The sequence below is a fragment of the Nonomuraea jabiensis genome, assembly GCF_014204795.1.
Lineage (GTDB): Bacteria > Actinomycetota > Actinomycetes > Streptosporangiales > Streptosporangiaceae > Nonomuraea > Nonomuraea jabiensis.
On the sequence record NZ_JACHMB010000001.1, the window covers coordinates 2,392,982 to 2,412,823 of the forward strand.

At 68.7% G+C, this 19,842-nt stretch carries 22 protein-coding genes and 1 pseudogene; 13 read left to right on the plus strand and 10 right to left on the minus strand.

The features are described from left to right. The 6 genes from HD596_RS10245 (at nucleotide 1) to HD596_RS10270 (ending at nucleotide 4,411) form a co-directional block, all read left to right on the plus strand. Complete coding sequence (locus HD596_RS10245) at nucleotides 1-1,599, plus strand: MDR family MFS transporter (protein ID WP_185069033.1); 1,599 nt, start codon at nucleotides 1-3, stop codon at nucleotides 1,597-1,599. An 84-nt stretch (nucleotides 1,600-1,683) separates the two neighbouring features. Then, nucleotides 1,684-1,986, plus strand: a complete 303-nt coding sequence (locus HD596_RS10250; protein ID WP_185069034.1) for a hypothetical protein — start codon at nucleotides 1,684-1,686, stop codon at nucleotides 1,984-1,986. Beyond that, nucleotides 1,983-2,204: a hypothetical protein gene (locus HD596_RS10255; RefSeq protein ID WP_185069035.1), complete on the plus strand. Its 222-nt coding sequence runs from the start codon at nucleotides 1,983-1,985 to the stop codon at nucleotides 2,202-2,204. The genes HD596_RS10250 and HD596_RS10255 overlap by 4 nt, the downstream gene beginning before the upstream one ends. A 183-nt stretch (nucleotides 2,205-2,387) precedes the next feature. Then, a complete protein-coding gene (locus tag HD596_RS10260) occupies nucleotides 2,388-3,560 on the plus strand; it encodes a helix-turn-helix domain-containing protein (protein ID WP_185069036.1) in 1,173 nt (390 codons plus the stop codon). Nucleotides 3,561-3,629: 69 nt separating this feature from the next. Further along, complete coding sequence (locus tag HD596_RS10265; RefSeq protein WP_185069037.1) at nucleotides 3,630-4,091, plus strand: hypothetical protein; 462 nt, start codon at nucleotides 3,630-3,632, stop codon at nucleotides 4,089-4,091. Further along, a complete protein-coding gene (locus tag HD596_RS10270; RefSeq protein WP_185069038.1) occupies nucleotides 4,088-4,411 on the plus strand; it encodes a hypothetical protein in 324 nt (107 codons plus the stop codon). Before HD596_RS10265 ends, HD596_RS10270 begins: the two co-directional genes overlap by 4 nt. Before the next feature lie 478 nt (nucleotides 4,412-4,889). Here HD596_RS10270 and HD596_RS10275 read toward each other — a convergent pair whose 3' ends face one another. Both HD596_RS10275 and HD596_RS10280 read right to left on the minus strand, forming a co-directional pair. After that, nucleotides 4,890-5,348 (minus strand): hypothetical protein, encoded by a 459-nt coding sequence (locus HD596_RS10275; RefSeq protein ID WP_185069039.1) that lies wholly within the window; start codon nucleotides 5,346-5,348, stop codon nucleotides 4,890-4,892. A gap of 421 nt (nucleotides 5,349-5,769) precedes the next feature. Next, entirely contained in the window at nucleotides 5,770-6,402 is a 633-nt protein-coding gene (locus tag HD596_RS10280) for a TetR/AcrR family transcriptional regulator (protein ID WP_246554276.1), read from the minus strand. A gap of 71 nt (nucleotides 6,403-6,473) precedes the next feature. Between HD596_RS10280 and HD596_RS10285 the strand changes: the two genes are divergently transcribed. Together HD596_RS10285 and HD596_RS61525 are read left to right on the plus strand one after the other, a co-directional pair. Then, a complete protein-coding gene (locus HD596_RS10285) occupies nucleotides 6,474-7,394 on the plus strand; it encodes a zinc-binding dehydrogenase (RefSeq protein ID WP_376776144.1) in 921 nt (306 codons plus the stop codon). Between the two features lie 43 nt (nucleotides 7,395-7,437). Beyond that, a pseudogene (locus HD596_RS61525) lies at nucleotides 7,438-7,786 on the plus strand (transposase family protein); the annotation flags it as partial. Nucleotides 7,787-8,198: 412 nt separating this feature from the next. Here HD596_RS61525 and lpdA read toward each other — a convergent pair. Both lpdA and HD596_RS10295 read right to left on the minus strand, forming a co-directional pair. Then, complete coding sequence (lpdA, locus tag HD596_RS10290; protein ID WP_185069041.1) at nucleotides 8,199-9,578, minus strand: dihydrolipoyl dehydrogenase; 1,380 nt, start codon at nucleotides 9,576-9,578, stop codon at nucleotides 8,199-8,201. Nucleotides 9,579-9,598: 20 nt separating this feature from the next. After that, entirely contained in the window at nucleotides 9,599-9,973 is a 375-nt protein-coding gene (locus HD596_RS10295) for a tautomerase family protein (protein WP_185069042.1), read from the minus strand. Between the two features lie 18 nt (nucleotides 9,974-9,991). Between HD596_RS10295 and HD596_RS10300 the strand changes: the two genes are divergently transcribed. The 3 genes from HD596_RS10300 to HD596_RS10310 are packed head-to-tail and all read left to right on the plus strand — an operon-like array spanning nucleotide 9,992 to nucleotide 12,275. Further along, nucleotides 9,992-10,642, plus strand: coding sequence for a response regulator (locus HD596_RS10300; RefSeq protein ID WP_185069043.1), 651 nt, complete (start codon nucleotides 9,992-9,994; stop codon nucleotides 10,640-10,642). 6 nt (nucleotides 10,643-10,648) lie between these two features. Then, nucleotides 10,649-11,701 (plus strand): quinone-dependent dihydroorotate dehydrogenase, encoded by a 1,053-nt coding sequence (locus tag HD596_RS10305; RefSeq protein ID WP_185069044.1) that lies wholly within the window; start codon nucleotides 10,649-10,651, stop codon nucleotides 11,699-11,701. A gap of 19 nt (nucleotides 11,702-11,720) precedes the next feature. Further along, a complete protein-coding gene (locus tag HD596_RS10310) occupies nucleotides 11,721-12,275 on the plus strand; it encodes a GNAT family N-acetyltransferase (protein ID WP_185069045.1) in 555 nt (184 codons plus the stop codon). A 1-nt stretch (nucleotide 12,276) separates the two neighbouring features. On the opposite strand, the gene HD596_RS10315 is transcribed toward HD596_RS10310, so the two are convergent. The 4 genes from HD596_RS10315 to HD596_RS10330 form a co-directional block, all read right to left on the minus strand. Continuing rightward, a complete protein-coding gene (locus HD596_RS10315) occupies nucleotides 12,277-13,866 on the minus strand; it encodes a beta-N-acetylhexosaminidase (RefSeq protein WP_185069046.1) in 1,590 nt (529 codons plus the stop codon). After that, nucleotides 13,863-14,705, minus strand: a complete 843-nt coding sequence (locus tag HD596_RS10320) for an N-acetylmuramoyl-L-alanine amidase (RefSeq protein WP_185069047.1) — start codon at nucleotides 14,703-14,705, stop codon at nucleotides 13,863-13,865. The genes HD596_RS10315 and HD596_RS10320 overlap by 4 nt, the downstream gene beginning before the upstream one ends. A gap of 97 nt (nucleotides 14,706-14,802) precedes the next feature. Beyond that, entirely contained in the window at nucleotides 14,803-15,051 is a 249-nt protein-coding gene (locus HD596_RS10325; RefSeq protein ID WP_185069048.1) for a hypothetical protein, read from the minus strand. Nucleotides 15,052-15,171: 120 nt separating this feature from the next. Further along, complete coding sequence (locus HD596_RS10330; protein WP_246554279.1) at nucleotides 15,172-16,221, minus strand: LacI family DNA-binding transcriptional regulator; 1,050 nt, start codon at nucleotides 16,219-16,221, stop codon at nucleotides 15,172-15,174. A 147-nt stretch (nucleotides 16,222-16,368) separates the two neighbouring features. On the opposite strand from HD596_RS10330, the gene HD596_RS10335 reads away from it, so the two are divergent. Continuing rightward, nucleotides 16,369-17,019, plus strand: coding sequence for a TetR/AcrR family transcriptional regulator (locus HD596_RS10335; RefSeq protein WP_313043491.1), 651 nt, complete (start codon nucleotides 16,369-16,371; stop codon nucleotides 17,017-17,019). Nucleotides 17,020-17,179: 160 nt separating this feature from the next. Here HD596_RS10335 and bldC read toward each other — a convergent pair whose 3' ends face one another. Together bldC and HD596_RS10345 are read right to left on the minus strand one after the other, a co-directional pair. Further along, nucleotides 17,180-17,383, minus strand: coding sequence for a developmental transcriptional regulator BldC (bldC, locus tag HD596_RS10340; RefSeq protein ID WP_013133571.1), 204 nt, complete (start codon nucleotides 17,381-17,383; stop codon nucleotides 17,180-17,182). Nucleotides 17,384-17,705: 322 nt separating this feature from the next. Next, complete coding sequence (locus tag HD596_RS10345; protein WP_185069049.1) at nucleotides 17,706-18,569, minus strand: DUF8083 family protein; 864 nt, start codon at nucleotides 18,567-18,569, stop codon at nucleotides 17,706-17,708. Nucleotides 18,570-18,676: 107 nt separating this feature from the next. On the opposite strand from HD596_RS10345, the gene HD596_RS10350 reads away from it, so the two are divergent. After that, nucleotides 18,677-19,756, plus strand: coding sequence for a Glu/Leu/Phe/Val family dehydrogenase (locus HD596_RS10350; RefSeq protein WP_313043493.1), 1,080 nt, complete (start codon nucleotides 18,677-18,679; stop codon nucleotides 19,754-19,756). The last annotated feature ends 86 nt before the right edge of the window (nucleotides 19,757-19,842 follow it).

The following is a 19,842-nucleotide window of genomic DNA, read 5'->3' on the forward strand; positions in this document are numbered from 1 at the left end:
ATGAACCGATCTCTCTACGTCGGCGTGTTCGGCCTGCTGCTCGGCATGTTCCTGGCCATGCTGGACGGCCTGATCGTGGGCACCGCGCTGCCCACGATCGCGGGCGACCTCGGCGGCCTGGACCGCCTGCCCTGGGTAGTGACCGCCTACCTGCTCGCCGCCGCGGCCACCACCCCGATCTGGGGCAAGGTCGGCGACCTGTTCGGCCGCAAGGCGACCTTCATCAGCGCGATCGCGCTCTTCCTGGCCGGGTCGGGACTGGCCGGCCTGTCGCAGGACATGGGCCAGCTCATCGCCTTCCGCGCCGTGCAGGGGCTCGGCGCCGGCGGGCTCATGGTCGGGGCGCTGGCCATCATCGGCGTGCTCGTGCCGCCCCGCGAGAGCGGCCGGCTGCAGTCGATGATCGGCGTCATCATGCCGATCGCGTACGTCGGCGGGCCGCTCCTCGGCGGCCTGCTCACCGACTACCTGAGCTGGCGCTGGACCTTCTACGTCAACCTGCCCGTCGGCGCCGTGGCGCTGCTGATCATCTCCACCCGGATCCACCTCCCGCCCGCCGAACGCGTCAAACCCCGCATCGACTACGGCGGCGCGGCCCTGCTCACCACCGCCATCGTGGCCCTGACCCTGCTGGCCGGCTGGGCGGGCACCGCGTACGCCTGGACCTCACCGCAGGTCCTCGCCCTAGGGGCGCTCTCCGTGCTCGCCCTGGCCGGATTCGTCGCCGTCGAACGCCGGGCCGCCGAACCGGTCATCCCGCCCCGGCTGTTCGCCGACCGCGGCTTCACCCTGGCCCAGGTCCTCAGCTTCCTCGTCGGCGCCGCCATGGTCAGCGTGACCAACTACCTGCCCCAGTACATGCAGTTCGTCCAGGGCGCCTCGCCCGCGGCGGCCGGCATGCTGCTGCTGCCGCTGATGTTCGGCATGCTCGCCGCGCAACTGGTCACCGGCCGGCTCATCAGCCGCGACGGCCGCTACCGCCGCTATCCGATCCTCGGCGGCGCGCTCATGACCGCCGGCTCCCTGGCCCTGCTCCTGCTCGACGCCTCCACCCCCGCGCCGGCCGCCTCGGCGCTCACCCTCGTCATAGGAACGGGGATCGGCCTGGTGATGCAGAGCACCACGCTCATCACGATCAACGGCGCCGACCCGCGCGACATGGGCGCGGCCAGCGGCACCGTCACCCTGCTGCGCACCGTCGGCGGATCGCTGGGCATCGCCGTGCTCGGAACCCTGTACGCGGCCCGGATGCGCACCGACCTGACCGCTCGCCTCGGCGCGGGCCAGGCCGAACGGCTGGAGCGGAGTGGCGAGCTGACGCCCGGATCGCTGCCCCGTCTGCCCGCCCCCGTGGCCGACGCCGTCCGCGAGGCCGTCACCAGCGGCCTGCACGCCCTCCTTCTCGGCGCCGCCGCCCTCGCGGCGATCTCCTTCGCGATCGCCTGGCTCATCCGCGAGATCCCGCTCCGCACCGAACCCGCACCCCAGCCACCCCCTGAACCGGCACCCCAGCCAGAACCCAAAGCGTCACCCCAGCCGAACCACTCACCGGCGCCCCAGCCAGACCCCGAAGCCGCGCCCTCGCCCCGGAAAGGCTGAGTCAAAGTTCACCCGGAGGCGGGATCCGCGCCCACAAAAAGGGAATCGCGCCGATAGTCGGGCACTGCGACCCAAGAGGGGGCCATGAACGGATTCTATTGGGGATTCGCCACGGCGGCCCTGGTGGCCACGGCCTTGACGATGGCCCGCAGCTCCGGCACGCGTGCGGCTCTCCACGCCATATTCAGGCGCCCGCTCGGCGAGCTGACCCTGATCGTGAAAGCCGGGACCACGCTCGAGTCCCCGCAAGGGGCACGCGCCGCCATGGCGGAAGAGGTCATCCCCATAGATGAGCTGATCATCAAGGTCGACGACGACCGAAGCGTCCCACCCGCGCCGCCCAGCCCGCCGGCGCGCCCCCGCCGGTACGCAGGGGGGCCGGAATGAGCCCGGGCGGCGGCGCGACGACCGTGGACCGGAATTTCAGACTCGTGTTCTTCGTGGTGCTCGGATTTACGGTGCTCTTCGTGGGCGGCGCTATTTATTCGGGTCTTTTCATCGCCAACCCCACTCCCTCGCAGACGTCAACGACGGAATGGCTGCAGAGAGCCGCGTGGGCGGGTCTGGGCGTGATTTTCGGCCTGCTCGGGGGCAAAACAGTTTGATGCCCGACGGCATTCATATTGCTTTTGCGGCACGCAACAGCAGGTCTTCCCGAATGACCAGAGCCCCCGACGACGGCGCTGTTCGAGCCTGATTCGGCGGATTGCGGTACCGAGCAGAGAACCTATGGTCCTCTCGTCACCTGTCGCCGCCCCCGTGGACACGTTATGGCGCAGGATAGAGGCATGCTGGGTGAGCGCCTTCAATCCGTCCGCAAGCGGCGCGGCCTGAGCCAGCGGGAGCTGGCCGCGCGGTCTGGCGTCGCCCTGTCCCTGGTCCGGAAGGTTGAGCAAGGCGAGCGCAACAGCGTGCGTGTCGAGACGCTACGCAAGTGGGCCGAAGCCCTCGGGGTGACCACCACCACGCTCCTGGAGGCTGACGGGGCCTCCCAGCCGGAGAGCAGCCATCCGGATGACCTCGCGCCGCTACGGGAAGCGCTCCAGACCGGCGCCACGGACCTGGAAGATGTCCCTACGGCGGATGGCTTGCGGTCGGCTGTGGCCGGAGCGGTGCGGCTGTACCACGATGGCCAGTACGCCGAACTGACCGCTGTCCTGCCTGTACTCGTGAAGGAAGCGCAAACGCTTGTCGAGCAGGGCGGACCGGACGCACTGGCCATCCGCGCGAGGGTTCTGCAGTTGGTCGGCTCGCTGGCGACGCAGACCCGAGTCTTCGACGTCGCAGAGATCGCCCTGGAAGGGGCTGTAACCGACGCGATCGAGACCGGCGACCGAATCGAGGCGGCATCGGCCGTCATCACCCTCTGTTGGCTGCTGTTGCGGGAACGCCGCCTCGATGAGGCGCGTGTGCGCGCCGTCGATTGGGCCGACGAGATCGAGCCGCGCATGTCGAGAGCGAGCAACATGGAGCTCTCAGCCTGGGGTTGGCTGCTGTTGCGGGGAAGCGCGGCGGCGATCCGGGACAACCGGCCGGATGAGGCCGACGAGATGATGCGCCTGGCGCTGTCCGGCGCCGTGCGCTTGGGGCGCGAGCATGGCAGCTATCACGAGTACTTCACGACTTTCGGTCCCGCTACGGTCCAGATGAAGCGGGTGGAGAACGCCATCATCGAGTCGCAGCCGGAGCGAGCCCTGCAGCTCGCGCGGGAGGTATCGCCTGGCTTGAGGCCGACCAGCGACAATCGGAATCGGCATCTGTTGGACGTCGCCAACGCCCGCGTCATGCTGCGTGAATACGACAAAGCTCTGGATATCATGACGCAGCTCACGCGAGAGGCCCCAGAGTGGTTGCCAAATCAGCACTACGCCAAAGACCTGCTGACAACGATCATCGGCAGGCGTCGGACCCTGACGGCAGAGATGAGGGCGCTCGCCGACGCGATCGGCCTTGAGCCGTAGTGGCACTCCCCACCAAGGCCGAATGAAAGTGCCACAGACACTCTGACCTGGGCTTCCTACGGTTGAGGCATGGCAGGTACAGACACGATGAGGTCGGGTGACGCTCTGCTCTGCCAGGCCGTCACTCGGGAGACGGCAGAGGCACAGAACGCTGCCCTCGACCGGGTTCTGGAGCATCTGACGGTCGCGGGCATCAACGCCCAACTGATCAAGCGCCGCGTCGGCCGATGCCTGATCACGCTCTGCGCAACCGGCGAGAACCTATGGCATCCACCGGAACTCATCATCTACGCCGACGCTGGTCGGGAGATCGCCACCGTGAGCGTCGGGAAACGCTCAGGAAGCTACATGGTCGAACTACCACGCGTCGGCCCTGGCAATGGGCCGCAGGCCGATCGAATCCAGGCCCTACCGGCCGACCTCCCAGAACGTGTCGCTCTCCTGGTAGCGCAGTACGCGGAGATGTCCGAGCCGGCTAACGGTGCCACTGCTCTGGCGGGGAAGCCGGCAGCGCAGGAGGCCACACCATGAACGCGCAGCCTGTGATCAGCAGGGGCCGGTCGAACCGCCTTCCCGAGATCGAATGGAAGCCGTCCCCGGGTTCCATGACTTGCGAGAAAGGTTGGGTTGGCTCCGGATTGCTGTTCTCAATCGTCGATTACCACCACAAGCTGGTGCTTTACCCGCGCCTGTTCGGGCGCGACGGCATCGCCATGAAAAGCGAGACATTCGAGGTGGCTCAGTCCATGGAGCGTACACGCGCCAAGGCGCATGCACGCGCGGAGGAAATGTTGAGTGACTTCTTGTCCGATGTCCTGGCGCCACGAGCACGGCAGAAACACGCGAGCTAGTGCTGTGACCGGTAACGATCGCCGAGCGGTAGGGCGTCATGGCCGGTTGAATGGCGCTGATCATGTTCGGCCGGCGATTGGGAGGCAAGGCGGCACAGCCGGTCAAGTCCGCAGGCTCATGGACCAAGAAGGACAGAAGCTGCAGAAGAGGTCAGATGGCCTTCCACCCCGTGCATTGGTTGTTCGTTCCTGAAGGCCGCCAACAGCACCCGACATCGGTGGGGTTGGCCCTTAGGGAGTGGGGGTAACACAGGCCGCTGAGAGTAGGCGCGTCATAGCGGATGAGAGTGCCGCCGCTGTACCTTACTGTCACCCAGACGTCTGAATCGGGCCAGCTTCCGAGGATCCTGCAGACGTTTCCCACTCTTAACTGTGCGCTTCTGCAGGTGCGGCAAGGCTATGGCCGTCGCGGCTGTAGCGATGGCCACCAGTGCGGTGACCACAAAGGTTCACCGGACGGCCTTGGGCTCCACGACATTTACAGAAGCGACCTTTCACCAACGGCTGCGAGCAGCAGGATCGGGAACTCCGAATCAGCCTGACCGACCGCGAGTGCAACCCATCGGCCAGCGCCCGGATACCAGACGAACATCTCACCGCTGAGCTGGCAGAGCTCGCTTATCGGCTCAGGCGCTGGGATCTCATTCTCCAGGTAAGGCCGCAGATCGACCGCCTCAGGTCCGCCCCAGCGCGACGTCAGGGCGGTGGCCAGCGCCTCGAAGGCGGCGGCGATCTCTTCCTCTGCCGCCTCGACGACATCCTCACTGCGGTCGTCCCAAAAGTCCCTGCTGGCCTTCAGGACGCACATGTGGTGGCGCTGTCCGCTGGAGTGATAGCCCTCCCAAGTCCCTCTGGCCGGCACCGTTCGTTCTTCTTCGCTCGGGAAAGGGCGGGCCAGCAGGTCATCGACAGTGGAGAGTCGATCTTCCGTGGTCATGCGATAAGGGTAGAGACCCGGTGAAGGTTCTTGGTCACCGCACTAGCCCTGTCCGTATGATTTTCGTAGGCATGGTCGTCTCCGTCTTCGGTTCTAACAGCGCACACGCATGTCGGTTTCTGACGACCCGAAACCGAGCTGACTACAGCTTCGTCTCCGAATAGGACCCGGACGAGGGTGGCACCCGGACATTCACCGGACATTTCACAGCACTAGTGCTGTGAAATGAAATGATCATCGGGACGGGTAAGGACTCAGGCTGCCGGAGCCTGGAGCCGGCCGCCACAGCGGATGCCGTTCTCGGCATCGACGCGGGCGCGTTCGCGGCGTTGGGCGGCCGGAACGTGGGGGTGGCGGGCCTACCTGGTGGGGCGGTGGTCACGTCCGGGCTCTGTTCGAGGCCGGGCGGCACAGAACGAGCTCATGCCTCCAGGCTGAGGGCGGAGTTCATGGTTGAGCAGGCCCGGCGCAAGAGCGCGGGCAGTTCGCCCGGTGTGCAGTCGGGCAGCCATTGGTCCAGAGCGCAGCGCCAGGTGGCCACGAAGAACTCGATGAGGAGCCGCAGTTCGAGACGGTTTTGTTCGTCAAATCGGCACGCGATCTCGGCTTGGACTTCGGCGCAGTGCCGCAGCGTGTACCCGTCGAGTGCGGGCGAGTCGGCGATCAGCCGGAGCGTGAGCGGGAAGCGCCGGTACCAGTCCTCGTCCATGTGCTCCAGGGTGGTCAGCATGGCAGCGAGGAAGACATCAGCCAGCGGACCGGACTTCTCGATGCCGTCCAAGACTTCCAGGTAGATGTCCCAGAGCTGCTTGACGGCGGTGAGCGCCACGTCCTCCTTGGAGCGGAAGTTGCGGAAGAAGGTCCGCCGGGACACCTCCACCTGCTCCAGCAGCGCGTCCAGCGGAGTGTGGTCGAACCCGCGTTCGCCGAAGAGAGTGCTGGCGGTGTCGATCAGTGCCTGGCGAGTACGCAGCTTTTTGCGTTCGCGCAGGGTGGCGGGCTGTTCAACGGTCGTCATCACCATCACTGTACCAATTACGCCGACATCACGCATATGCTCTACTGAAGCAAACGCCACACTGTGGCACTTTATGGAAAGGGAGTCTTCCTGTGCGTGCACTCGTCGTGGATCACACCTCACCTGGACACTTGTCGCTGACGGACGTCCCTGCCCCGCGACCCGCCGCCCACGAGGCGCTCGTGCGGGTCGAGGCGGTCTCGCTGAACTTCGGTGAGGTCCATGAGGCCGTCCGTCCGGAGATGCCGGACGGCACCGTGCTCGGATGGGACGCGGCCGGCGTGGTCGTCCAGGCGGCCGCCGACGGTTCGGGTCCGGCCGAGGGAGAGAGGGTTGTCACCCTCGGAGGGGAGGCCGGCTGGGCCGAATTGCGGGCCGTACCCGCCGCCCTGCTCGGCACCGCGCCAAGGGACGCCGATCCCGGCGCGTTGAGCACCGTTCCCGTGGCCGGGCTGAGCGCCCTGCACGCGCTACGTCAGATGGGATCGCTGCTCGGTCGCCGCGTGATGGTCACCGGTGCTTCCGGCGGCGTCGGCCGCTACGCCGTCCAGTTGGCCGCCCGCGCCGGCGCGCACGTCGTTGCCATCAGCCGGAGCACCGCTCAGGCGGACGGGCTGCGAGCCCTGGGCGCCCACGAGGTCCACCCGGAGCCGGCCGCAGTGCAGCAGGCCGTGTGGGCCGTCCTTGACAACGTCGGCGGACAGCACCTCGTCGACGCCTTCGCCTCCCTGTCGGCCGGCGGCAGCCTCATCAGCGTAGGCCGCTCCTCTGAGGCCGACGCGGTGCTGTCACCGGATGCCCTACTGGGCACCGGAGGACGGCACGACCGGTCGATCCGCACCTTCTTCCTCTTCGGCGACCCCACGACCGACTTCTCTGCGGATCTGACCTGGCTGGCCGGAGAGATCGCCGCAGGCACCCTCGATCCGGGCATCAGCTGGCGCGGCCCCTGGACTCGCCACGCCGAGGCAGTCAAGGTTCTGCTCGACCGTCGCCTCCACGGCAAAGCCGTCCTCGATCTCGAGTAGTCGGCCGGTGTGACGCCGGCACAACCTCCGTCCGTGCCGGACCCCTTTGGGGATTGTCTCCGCAGGCGCCGACCGGCACGACACACCACTGCTCGGGCCCGCCCTCGAAGCAACGAAAGCCCGGTAGGAGCACGCTCCGAGCAGGTGAACGTCAATCTCGACCGGGGCTACGACAGTGCCAGGACTCGCGCCTTGCTCGACGACTTCGGCTTCAGCGGCGAGATGGCCGTGAGGGTGTGCCCGCACCGATCCAGGCTGGCAAGTGGTGGGTGGTCGAGCGGTGCAGCTCGTGGATGAACGGCCACGGCAAGCTGCGGTGCTGCACCGAGAAGAGCAACAGCGCCGTGGACCTCGCCGCCGCCTTCGTCACGCCCCGCATGTTCATCCGACGCAACGCCCTCTCACTGCGCCTGGCCTGCACGAACGATCGACGGTGCTTGATGTCCCCGCATCCATACATCCCTCTTGGCCGGCCACCACGCCTTCGAGCCCGCTTCACGGCCGACGACATGCCCGTGGAGAATGCGGCCCACAGCCGGGGGAGCGCGAGGGGGCCGGCAGGCCACCTCGCCGGGGATCGGGGCGAAGCCCCGATCCCTATGGAGACAGCCCGAGCGTCAGTGAGGACCGCTCGGGGCGGGCTCCAGCAGGCCAACCCGGTAATCGCGCAACGGGTGGGCGCCGGCGAGCGCAGCGAGCGGGGGTTTCCCGGGGTCGAAGGGGCGGAGCCCCTGGGGGGCAGGGCCCGAGCACTCGCATGGCACGAAGTGCCTCCCGATGCGAGGACCTTGCTTTCCGGGAAGGTCACATGTTGATCATGTGGCCGGCGAGGCCGTGGATCGCCTCCTTGACCGCTTCGCCGAGCGTCGGGTGCGCGTGGACGTTGCGGGCGACCTCGTGCACCGTCAGGTCCCACTGCTGGGCCAGGGTCAGTTCCGGCAGCAGCTCGGTGACCTCGGGACCGATCAGGTGGGCGCCGAGGAGCTCGCCGTGCGTGTTGTCGCTGATGATCTTGACGAAGCCGGCCGAGTCGCCCAGGCCGTGCGCCTTGCCGTTGGCCGTGAAGGGGAACTTCGCCACCTTCACGTCGTAGCCCAAGTCGCGCGCCTGCGCCTCGGTGTAGCCGAAGCTGGCCACCTGCGGCTGGCAGTACGTGGCGCGCGGGATCATCACGTAGTCGAGCTCCATGGTCTCCGCGTCGGCGATCGTCTCGGCGGCGATGATGCCCATGGACTCCGCGGCGTGCGCCAGCATCAGCTTGGCGGTGACGTCGCCGATGGCGAAGATGTGCGGCACGTTCGTACGGCAGCGCCCGTCGACCGCGATGGCGCCCCGGTCGGTCAGCGCCACGCCCGTCTTCTCCAGGCCGTAGCCCTCGACGCGCGGCTGGAACCCGATGGCCTGCAGCACCTTGTCGGCCTCGAGCACCTGGGTCTCGCCGCCGCGGGTGACGGTGACCTTGACGGAGGCGCCGGTGTCCTCGATGGCGTCCACGCGGGTCGAGGTCAGCACCTCGATGCCGAGCCGCTTGTAGCGCTTGGCCAGCTCGGCCGACACCTCCTCGTCCTCCAGCGGCACCACCCGGTCGAGGAACTCCACGATCGTCACCTTGACGCCGTAGTTGTGCAGCACGTACGCGAACTCCACCCCGATGGCGCCGGCGCCCGCGATGATGATGCTCTCGGGCAGCTCCTCGGTGAGGATCTGCTCCTCGTACGTCACCACGCGCTCGGAAAGCTGGGTGCCCGGGATCAGCCGGGTGGTCGCGCCCGCCGCGATGATGCAATGGGAGAACGTGATCGTCTCGCCGTTCACCTGGATCGTGTTCGCGTCCAGGAACGTGCCGCGGCCGTCGTACTCCGTGATGGCGTTCTTCTTCATCAGGTAGTGAACGCCCTTGACCCGCCCGTCGGCCACCTTGCGGCTGCGCTGGAAGGCCGCCCCGTAGTCGAAGGTGACCGAGCCGCTGATGCCGAACGTCTTGGCCTCGTTGTTGAAGATGTGGGCCAGCTCGGCGTTGCGCAGCAGCGCCTTGGACGGGATGCAGCCCACGTTCAGGCAGACGCCACCCCAGTACTTCTCCTCGACGACCGCGGTGCGCAGTCCGAGCTGGGCGGCGCGGACGGCGGCCGTGTACCCTCCCGGACCCGCGCCGAGAACGACGACGTCATAGTGAGTGCTCATGAGTCGGACCATACCGTCAGCTAGACCTCGACCTTGTACGAGAGGGTGAGCTCATCGGCGGGCACCCCGCGGATTCCCCAGTTCGTCTGGGGCATCTCGATGATCGTGATCTCCACGTCCTCGGGCTCATAGCCGGATTTGGCGTAGATCTCCCTGATCAGCGCCCGCTTGGCGTCGTCGCTGCGCCCGGTGAAGCAGATCACCTCGATGATGAGGTACTTGTCACTGCGCCCGGGGCAGATGAAGTCGTCCTCGTCCAGCAGCAGGAACCGGTGGAACCGCTTCTCCTGCGGCAGGCCCCACGCGCTCACCAGGCACGACTGCACCAGGTCGGAGACCTCCCGCTGCCGCCCGGCCCACACGTCCCTGCGCCCGTACACCTTCACTTGTGCCATGTCGGCAATATAGAGGGCGTGATCCGCGTACTCCTGGCCGACGACGAGGCCATGATCCGGGCCGGGGTCAAGGCCATCCTCGCCTCCGACCCGTCGCTGGAGGTGGTGGCCGAGGCCGGCGACGGCAGGCAGGCCGTCGACCTGGCCATCAGCCACCACCCCGACGTGGCGCTGCTCGACATCCGCATGCCCAGGCTCGACGGACTGGGGGCGGCGAGCGAGATGCGCCGGGTCGCGCCGGGCACGGCCGTGGTGATGCTGACCACATTCGGGGAGGACGACTACATCGCCAAGGCGCTCGACATCGGGGCGAGCGGGTTCCTGCTCAAGTCGGGCGATCCGCGCGAGCTGATCGCCGGGATCCACGCGGTCGCCGACGGGGCCGCGTACCTGTCGCCCAGGGTGGCCCAGCGGGTGATCGCGCACTTCGCGGGCGGCCGGATGACCAAGGGCGCGCAGGCCCGCGACCGCATCGGCTCGCTCACCGACCGCGAGACGGAGGTGCTCGCCCTGCTCGGCGCGGGCATGTCGAACGGCGAGATCGCCCGTGAGCTGCACATCGTCGAGGGCACGGTGAAGGCGTACGTGAGCGCCATCCTCACCAGGCTCGGCGTGCGCAACCGCGTGCAGGCCGCGATAATCGCCCACGAGGCCGGGTTGGTAGCCTGACGCGTGATGTATCGCCTCGTGTTCACGCAGGTCTTGCGGCGTTTCGACGCCGAGGCCGTGCACCATCAGACCGTGAGCGCCCTCGCGCTCCTCGCGCGGCTGCCCGTGGTCAAGCGGCTGCTCTTCCGCACGCTCGCGCCCCGCGACCCGGCCCTGCGGGTGACCGCGTTCGGCGTGCACTTCCCGGGCCCGCTCGGCCTGGCCGCCGGCTTCGACAAGGACGCCGCGTGCGCCGAGGGCGTCGCGGCGCTCGGGTTCGGGCACGTCGAGGTCGGCACGATCACCGCGCACGCCCAGCCGGGCAACCCGCGCCCGCGCCTGTTCAGGCTGGTGGGAGAGCGCGCGGTGATCAACCGGATGGGTTTCAACAACGCCGGGGCGGCCGCCGCCGCCCGCAGGCTGCGCCGCCCCCGCGGCGTCCCCGTCGTGGTCGGGGTGAACATCGGCAAGACCAAGGTGGTGCCCGAGTCGGAGGCCGTGGCCGACTACGTGGCCAGTGCCAAGGAGCTCGCGCCGCTGGCCGACTACCTGGTGGTCAACGTCAGCTCGCCCAACACGCCGGGGCTGCGCAACCTCCAGGCGGTCTCGCTGCTGCGGCCGCTGCTCACGGCGGTCAAGGAGGTCGCGGACGGCACGGCCCGCCCCACGCCGCTGCTGGTGAAGATCGCGCCCGACCTCGCGGACGAGGACGTGGACGCGGTCGCCGACCTGGCGCTGGAGCTGGGCCTGGACGGCATCATCGCCACCAACACCACGATCAGGCACGGCGGCGAGACCGGCGGGCTGTCCGGCCGCCCGCTCAAGGGCCGCTCGCTGGAGGTGCTCAGGCGCCTGCGGGCCAGGGTCGGCGACCGGCTCACGCTGGTGTCGGTCGGCGGGGTGGAGGACGTGGACGACGTCTGGGAGCGCCTGCTCGCCGGGGCCACCCTGGTCCAGGGCTACACGGGCTGGGTCTACGGCGGCCCGTTCTGGGCCTCGCGCATCCACCGCCAGCTCTCCAGGCGCGTACGCCGCCACGGCCTCAAGTCCATCACGGACGCCATCGGCCGTACCGCCTGAATCCCCTATCGTGGGGCGAATGATCGAAGAGGTACCTCTAGCGGACGGCGTCATCCTGCGCCCGGCCGCCGAGCAGGACGTCGAGGCCCTGGTACGCGCCTACGACCGCAACCGCGACCACCTGAAGCGGTGGGAGCCCCGCAGGCTCGACGAGTTCTTCACCGCGGCCGGCCAGGCCAAGCGGCTCAAGGGCCTGCTCGAGGATCAGGCGCAGGGCCGGGCGATGGCCTGGGTGCTCGCGGACGGCGAGGAGATCGTGGGCCGCGCGACGCTCAGCGGCATCGTCCGCGGCCCCTGGCTGAGCTCCGACCTCGGCTACTGGGTGGACGGCGGCTACGTCGGGCGCGGCCTGGCCACCGGCGCCGTGCGGGAGGTGTGCCGGATGGCCGACGAGGAGCTGGGGCTGCACCGGATCGCGGCCAGCACCCTGCTCGACAACGCGGCCTCGCAGCAGGTGCTGGTCAAGACCGGGTTCGAGCCGTACGGCACCGCCGAGCGCTACCTCGAGATCGACGGCAGGTGGCAGACCTGCCGCCTGTTCCAGCGCATCCTCAACGACCGCCCGGCCTTCTGAGTCACACGCTGGGGCGGGTCGACTCCGCGTCGTGCGTCATGCCGTCGATGCGGGCCATCACCTCGGAGACGCGCACCACGCCCGGCCGGTGCGGGCGCCGCCGCTGCCACGGGTGCGGCCCCGCGAGCGGGCGGTACTCCACCCCGAGCGCGTCCAGCCGCCCCAGGTGCTCCTCCAGCCGTCCCTCGAAGCCGTCGGCGGGGCCCGTCCAGCCGACCTCCGCCAGCGCGCACGCCCGCGGCCACAGGCGGTAGTCGACCGTGCGGGCGTCTGGCACGCGCTCGGTCCAGAGCTGCGCCTGGACCCCCAGGACCCGGGCGCGTTCCTCCTCCGTCCAGGAGTCCGGCGCGGGGTCGAAGGCGGCCACGTCCGAGACGGTGACGGCGTCGCCGATGGCCATGGGCTCGTCCGCCGAGGCCGCCTCCGCGTAGTCGAAGTACAGCGGGAACACCGGGGTCGCCACCACGTCGTGCCCGGCCGCGGCGGCCCGGCGGCCCACCCCCATGCCCCGCCACGGCATCACCACGGTGTCCTCCCGCAGCCCGCCGCTGACGAACGCCTCGTCCCACACCACGGCCCGCGCGCCCCGCTCGGCCAGCGCGTCCGCCAGCCGCCGCAGGAACCACGCCTGCAGGTCGTTGGAGGTGGCCAGCCCGAGCGAGTCGCGGTACGCGATGATCTCGGCGGACTCGCCCCAATGGTCCAGCACGACCTCGTCGCCGCCGATGTGCACGTAGGGCGTCTCGCCCAGCGCCCCGATCAGCTCGTCGAAGATCGTGGTCAGGAACTCGACGGTCGGCGGCAGCGGCGACAGGATCGCCGAGGAGATGCCCCACCGGTCGAGCACGTCGTACCGCTCCCCCGTGGCCCCGAGCGACGGGTACGCCGCCAGGATCGCCGACGCGTGCCCGGGCACGTCGATCTCGGGGACGACCGTGACGCACCGGGCGCGGGCGTAGGCGCCGATCTCGGCCAGGTCGTCGAGCGTGTAGTAGCCCCCGTGCGGCAGGTCGTCGTAGGTGTCCGGCTCGCGCCAGTAGTTGGTCGCCGTGCGCGGCCGGTGCGAGGAGACCTCGTGCAGCAGCGGGTACGCCCTGCTCTCCACCCGCCACCCCTGGTCGTCCACCAGGTGCAGGTGGAGGCGGTTGAGCTTGTGCATCGCCATCAGGTCGAGCAGGCGGAGGATCTCCCGCTTGGGGAAGAAGTGCCGCGCCACGTCGAGATGCAGCCCGCGCCAGGCGAAGCGCGGCGCGTCCTCGATCCGCACCCCTGGAACGGGCCACGAGGTCCCGGTGGAGAACCGGTAGGAGGCGGCGGGCAGCAGCTGGTGCAGCGACTGCGCCGCGTAGAAGGCCCCGGCCGGCCCGCCGGCCACGATCTCCACGCCCCGCGAACCCACCGTCAGCCGGTACGCCTCCTCGCCGAGCGCCGGATCCCGCCGGACGTCGATCTCGCCCGCGTCACCGGGGCGCAGGTCGAGCAGCGGGAGCGCGCGGCGTACGGCGTCCACCAGGTCGCCGGACACCGTCGCGCCCGCGGTCAGCTCGTAGGAACCGGCAAGATCACTGAGCAGCGCTGGGCGAGGAATCATGTTCCGAGATAGTGCTGCAATCCGTTCGCCAGCGCCAGGGCGATCTTCTGCCGGAAGCCGGGATCCTGGAACTTGGCCGCCTCGGCGGCGTTGCGCATGTTGCCGCACTCGATGAAGACCTTCGGCACGGTCGACAGGTTGAGACCGCCGAGGTCGTTGCGGTAGTCGAGCGCGTTGCGGCCGATGTAGGTGGAGTACGGCAGGCCCGTGCCCTTGGCGAACGCGTTGCGCACGTCGATGCCGAGCCTGCTGGAGGCGCTCACGACCTTGTCCACGGGGCCGTTGATCTTCTTCGGCATGATGACGTGGAAGCCGTGGTTGGCGGGGGCCGCGCCGTCGCCGTGGATGGAGATCGCGGCGTCGGCGCGGGCCTTGTTGCCGATCGCGGCCCGCTCGGTGATGCACGGGCCCACGCCGTTGTTGCTCGTCCTGGTCAGCTTGACCGTCGCCCCGCGGGATTCGAGGATCTTGACGAGCCGCTTGGAGACGTCGAAGGAGAAGGCGGCCTCGGTGTAGCCGCTGTTGGTCTGGGTGCCCGTCGTGTCGCAGGGCTTCCACTTGGTCAGCACGTTGACCTTGCGGTTGACGGCCGCGGGGTCGCGGTAGTTGCCGCCGTTGTGGCCCGGGTCGATCACGACGACCTTGCCCTCCAGGGGCTTGGCGTCGGGCGGGGACTGCTTGGCGGGAGTCTGCTTGAGGGGAGTCTGCTCCGCGGCGGTCTGCTCCGCGCTGGTCGCGGGAGCGGCCTGACCTGCCGCGGCGCCACCGGTGCCGGTGCCGCCACACGCGGAGGCGATCAGGCCGCAAACGGCGAGAACTGAGGCTGGCAGAGCACGCATGGCTTCCAACTTACGGCACGCCCGGAGCTCAAGCCCGTCTTATGCCGACTACGGCGAGGGGAGGGGAATCGTACGTCCTGGCCGGGCCCCTAACCCGTCACCAGACGCGCTCGCCGATCTCCTGGCGCTCCAGCAGGGCCGCCAGCTCCCGCGCGTCCTCGGCGTCGAGCCCGAGAACGACGCGGGGCCGGCCCCACGGGTGGTCGAGGGAGTGGGCGACGTAACTGGCGACCGACTCCGCGGCGCCGTCGACGCCCCGCCCCCTCCCCGCCCGCCAGTGGCCCCAGGCGCGCTCGAGCTCGGCCGCCGCGCGCTGGGCGCAAGACACTAGTTCCGGATCACGCATGACTGTTCCCCCGGATCAGGTCATGGCCGGATCGAATCCGGCCACAAATAGCATGACCCTGACGAGTAAACAGCCGCGCGGCCACGTCTCCGCGCGGCTTGACCCAGCCTTGAGCGTCTTTTAGACGGGACCCGTGCTGCGCCGCACGATCAGTTCGGGGCGGATCTCGCGCAGGCGCGAGACCTTGGCGGGGTCCCCGATCCGGTCGCTCAGCAGCGCCGCCGCCGACCTTCCCATGGTGCGGCGGGGCTGGTCGACCGAGGTGAGTGAGATGTGGTGGGAGGCCGACAGGTGCGTGTTGTCGTAGCCGACCACCGAAAGGTCCTGCGGGACTCGCAGGCCCAGGTCGCTGGCGGCCGAGAGCACGCCGAGCGCGACCACGTCATTGGCGGCGAAGATCGCCGTGGGCCTGGGGTCGCGGGTGAGCAGCGCCATTGCCGCCTCCCTGCCACTCTCCTCGGTCGAGTCCGCGGCCTCGACCATGATGTACGGCGCCAGCGAGTGCCTGCGCATGGCCACGAGGTAACCCTCGCAGCGCGACGAGCGCCGGCCCTCGATGTGCGCGATGCGCTTGTGGCCCAGCTCGACCAGGTGGTCGATGGCCAGGCGGGCGCCGAGCTGGTCGTCGTCGACGACGATGTCGACTCCGTCGAGCTCGATGTCACGTTCCCCTACGACGACGGTCGGGGTGTAGGCGGTGGCCTCGATCAGCGTCTCGCTGGTCGGCGCGATGCCCAGGAGGACCAGCCCGTCCACCCTGAGCTCGAGGAAGGCCTCGACGGCCTCGTCCTCGAACGCCGGGTCCCACTGGCTGTTCCCTATGAGCATGCGCAGGCCGTCGCCGTGCAGGCTCTCCTGCAGACCGTCGAGGAACTCTGCGTAGAACGGATTGTGCAGGTCGGCGACGAGCGCACCCACCAGATGCGTACGGCCCTCGACCAGGCTCCGCGCGACCGCGTTCGGCCGGTAGCCGAGTTCGCGGGCCGCCTGCAGCACGGCCTGGCGCCGGTGCTCGCTCACGTGCGGGGATCCGCGCAGCACGAGAGAGACCAGCGATTTCGAGACGCCGGCTCGTTCGGCGACGTTGCGGATGGTCGGTCTGGGCCGAGGCAGCGTGTCTACCTCTCTGAGCTCGGTAATGGTTGAAGTGTTGACGGGCGGTCCTGACATGTGTCTCCCCCGCGATGCGGATATGGGCACCTGCCTGACCAAACGATCGAGTTCGCCGCAGGGTACGGCCTTCTCACTGTTTGACTCAGAGAATCGTCACGGGTCGGCCCGGGGAACGGGTGGCACGGCGTCGGCTACTGTGCAGGTGTGACACCCGGGAAGTCAGCCGAGACGGCACGGCCGGCGCGGCGCAGGCTCAGCGTCGACCGGCGTCGCGAGGAACTGATGGCGGCCGCGCTCGAGCTGTTCAGCACCCGTGACGCGGAAGACGTCTCGATCGACGACGTGGCCTCGGCGGCGGGCGCTTCGCGGGCCCTGGTCTACCACTACTTCGGCGGCAAGCAGGAGCTTTATGTGGCCGCGCTGAGGAGCGCGGCGGAGCAGCTGGAGTCCCGGCTCCGGCCCCATGAGGGCGGCAGGCCGCTCGAGGAACTTGCCTCCGGGCTCAGGCGCTACTTCGACTTCGTCGAGGAGCACGCGGCCGGGTTCGCCGCGTTGCTGCGCGGGGGTCCCGCCAACCGGGCGGGCGAGATCGGCGAGATCGTCGACGGCGTACGCCAGCGTCTGTTCCGCCTCATCCTGAGGCAGATGCGGGTCGACGAGGCCAGCCCGGTGCTGCGCACGACGCTGCGCTCGTGGATCGCCTCAGTGGAGACGGCCGGCCTCGACTGGCTCGAGCACCGTGACATAGAGCGACCGACGCTGGAAAAGATGCTCGTTGATCACATGGTCGCGCTGCTCGGCGTGGCCGCCGCCTACGACAGCGACGTAGCCACGCTCTTGGAACGACTCGCGTAATTTGGCCTCTGCTCCGCAGAGGCGGACTCGGAGCGTGAGAGAAGGATGGCGCCGGGCGGGCGGCGCCAACTCTCCCATGCGACGTTGTCGTCACAACGGTGGACCAGGCCGTCGGCCTGGCTCACCCTCAACCCCCCTGAGGATCCGTGACGACCCTCGCTTACTCCGAGCGCTGCTGCGGAATGCCCGCGAGCAGTGCCCGGACCTCGGTCTCCCGGTAACGCCGATGCCCGCCGAGGGTGCGAATCGAGGTCAACTTACCCGCCTTGGCCCACCGCGTTACGGTCTTGGGGTCGACCCTGAACATGGTCGCGACCTCAGCGGGCGTGAGCAGTGGCTCGGCCTCGGGTGTACGAGCTGACATTTGTGCGGCCTCTCCTCCGTGTGGACCGGCTTAGCGATCCTGTGACTGCCTTTGCGCGTGTCACGGATGTCCCCCTATGGCACAGAGCGTGCGGCTTTTCTGAGCCATATGCGGCATCACCCGATGTGACCATACCGCCACGCAGAGCGATTGGCGAGCCCTTCTTTGACCCAACTGCCCGCCCCCGCGGCGATGTCACGCTCGGTGATTCTAGCGACACGGTTCGTGGTATCGCAGTGAAAACGGCAAACTACTCAGTTCGCAGAAGAGAGCAGCCGGGAGACGTGACCTACTCATGCAGGTCAGACGGTCGTATTGAGCCTCAGTTGGCAGATTCCAGCTGTTGCATTGACTTCCACCGGAGGATCACCCTCTGATACATGGCGTAGGCAAGTTCTTCTTGACCCGTGTCCAGGCCCGTCAGGGCGGCCGACAGCTCGGCCACGGACTGGTCCGCCTGCAGCGCGTCGTCGTCCATGAGGTGGACGAGGCCGCCGTAGTCGAGTTCCACCAGCGAGTGCGGGTGGAACTCCTCCAGCCACCTGGCGACGTCCTCCACGTCCAAGTTGGCCGACACGTCGCCCAGGTGCCTGCGCAGCACGTTGAGCGCCCTGGCCGCCCGCCTCCTGGCCTGCGCCATGGAGGTGACGTAGATGAGGTTGCGTCCGGTAGCGGTCGTCACGTCCTGTCCAGGGTTGGCGGAGCCGAGCACCAGCCAGCGCTCGTTCCCATCAAACGGCACGAACCACGATGGCGGCACATGCCACGCCGTGGTGCGAATGTGCGTACGCAACGCGGACGAACCGGCCTGCCGCTTGTACCGGTCGAAGTCGTCCGCCACCTGGTCCGCGATCGCCTTGGGCACCAGACGGTCCATCAGTTTCACCGGAGTGGTGCCACGCAGCCGTGAGAACGCCAGCCACGAGCGCAAACGGCTTTGCCATGGACAGACATAGAGACGGTCCTCAACACGCCGCAGATAGGCGTTGGGGCTCTCCTGGGCGGGAACGGGTTGAGGGGGCATGCCGAGGAGGCGCATCACCGACTCGCCGTGCTCCGCATTGAGCGCGTTCGCGCGGCGCGGGCGGTCCCGTGAGTCGGCGTAGTCGGCCCACACCTTGCGCTCGGGTTCGGCGAACGCGGTCAGTGGCTCATAGACGCGGAGGTAGGCGGCATAGGGCAGCACGGAGGCATCGTGTCATGAAGCGAACCTGCGTGCACCGTTGTGGCTTACTACGCTGTGAGGTGATCTCCGTCGCAAAGGTGCGGCGGACCGGACAGGGAGTCACTACCGTGACCGACGTCTTCGGCTCGTCCCAAAAGGACGTCCACGAGCAGGTCGTGTTCTGCGCCGACGAGCAGAGCGGCCTGCGTGCCATCATCGCCATCCACAACACGGCCCTGGGCCCGGGGCTGGGAGGCACCCGCTTCTATCCGTACGAGAGCGAGAGCGCGGCCCTGGCCGACGTGCTCAACCTCGCCAAGGGCATGTCCTACAAGAACGCGCTGGCCGGGCTGGACCTGGGCGGCGGCAAGGCCGTCATCATCGGCGACCCGGCCCACGACAAGAACGAGGCGCTGCTGCGCGCGTACGGGAGGTTCGTGCAGTCGCTCGGCGGGCGCTACGTCACGGCCTGCGACGTGGGCACCTACAGCGAGGACATGGACGTCATCGCCCGCGAGTCACGCTTCGTGACCGGCCGCTCGCCGGCCTACGGCGGGGCGGGCGACTCCTCCATCCTGACGGCGTTCGGCGTGTTCCAGGGCATGCGGGCCTCGGCCGAGCGCGTGTACGGCACCCCGTCGCTGCACGGCAGGCGCGTCGGCGTCGAAGGGGTCGGCAAGGTGGGCCACCGCCTGGTCGACCTCCTGCGCGAGGACGGCGCCGAGGTCGTGATCTGCGACGTCGCCCCCAAGGCCGTCGAGCGGGTGCGCCTGCGCCACCCGGAGGTCGACGTGGTGGCCGACGCGGCCGAGCTGACCGGATCCGACATCGACGTGTTCGCGCCGTGCGCGCTGGGCGGCGCTCTCGACGACGCGACGGTGGCCAGGCTGCGGGCGAAAATCGTCTGCGGCGGGGCCAACAACCAGCTCGCCCACCCCGGGGTGGAGAAGCAGCTCGCCGAGCGCGGCATCCTCTACGCGCCCGACTATGTCGTCAATTCGGGAGGCGTGATCCAGGTCGCGGACGAGATCGAGGGCTTCGACATGGAACGAGCCAGATCGAAGGCCGCCCAGATCTACGACACGACCCTGAAGATCTTCCAAATCGCTGCCGATGAGGGCGTTCCTCCCGCTGTCGCAGCGGATAGGCTAGCCGAGCGCAGAATGTCGGAAGTCGGGCGTATTAGGGGCATTTGGCTGGGCCGCTGACGGCCCACGCCCATACGACGTACCGAGCTGGGCACAAAACAGGTACGGTAATAGGCGAACGATAGGCTGACGCCCAAAGAGAGCGG